The organism is Klebsiella sp. HN106, assembly GCF_051209435.1.
GTDB lineage: Bacteria > Pseudomonadota > Gammaproteobacteria > Enterobacterales > Enterobacteriaceae > Klebsiella > Klebsiella oxytoca.
On record NZ_JBLURD010000081.1, the window covers coordinates 1 to 693 of the forward strand.

At 52.5% G+C, this 693-nt stretch carries 1 protein-coding gene and 1 pseudogene; both read left to right on the forward strand.

Features of this window, described 5'->3' with window-relative positions; translation table 11 throughout:
- Positions 1–388 precede the first annotated feature (388 nt).
- A pseudogene (locus ACSIPU_RS30405) lies at positions 389–568 on the forward strand (ArsR/SmtB family transcription factor); the annotation flags it as partial.
- Positions 569–632: 64 nt separating this feature from the next.
- On the forward strand, positions 633–693 hold a 61-nt coding region (locus ACSIPU_RS30410), incomplete at its 3' end, for a hypothetical protein (RefSeq protein ID WP_001549973.1).

Below are 693 nucleotides of genomic sequence, written 5' to 3' on the forward strand. Positions count from 1 at the left end.
CCGCACAGTTCCGACGCTTCCGAGATTAACCGCATCCCTTCTTCGAATTTCTGCATGGCCATATCCCGGGCGCTGATGAGCTGCCCTGTCCGGCTCGCCGGTACTGGCTCAGAACCCTGGTTTTGGGGTCTGAGGTCCAACCATGCGAAAAACCACGTTAAGAAAGCAACCTTCTGAAAAGGCGACGTTTATCAGTTTTTTTTCCGGCCATAAAGGGGGCGGAAATTATTCCCTGCACGGGTATTCGCAAGGATTTCGGTAGTGCTCTGGCTCTGCCCCCCATAACCTGGCGGACAGAGCATGATTGGGAAAGCGGTACCCTCACGGCAGAAACGATTGACGCAGGCTATATTTCTATTATTCTGGAAATATAGATAAAGGAGGTATTATGGATTTAAACACTGCTGCAAACGCACTTCGAGAACTGGGCCACCCGACACGTCTCAGCATATACCGGGAGCTGGTCAGGGCGGGTCATGAAGGCCTGCCGGTTGGCGAACTGCAGAAGCACCTTGAGATTCCTGCCTCCACGCTCAGCCATCATCTTTCAGCGCTGATATCCGCTGGACGGCACTGTTGCAAATAGTCGGTGGTGATAAACTTATCATCCCCTTTTGCTGATGGAGCTGCACATGAACCCATTCAAAGGCCGGCATTTTCAGCGTGACATCATTCTGTGGGCCGTACGCTGGT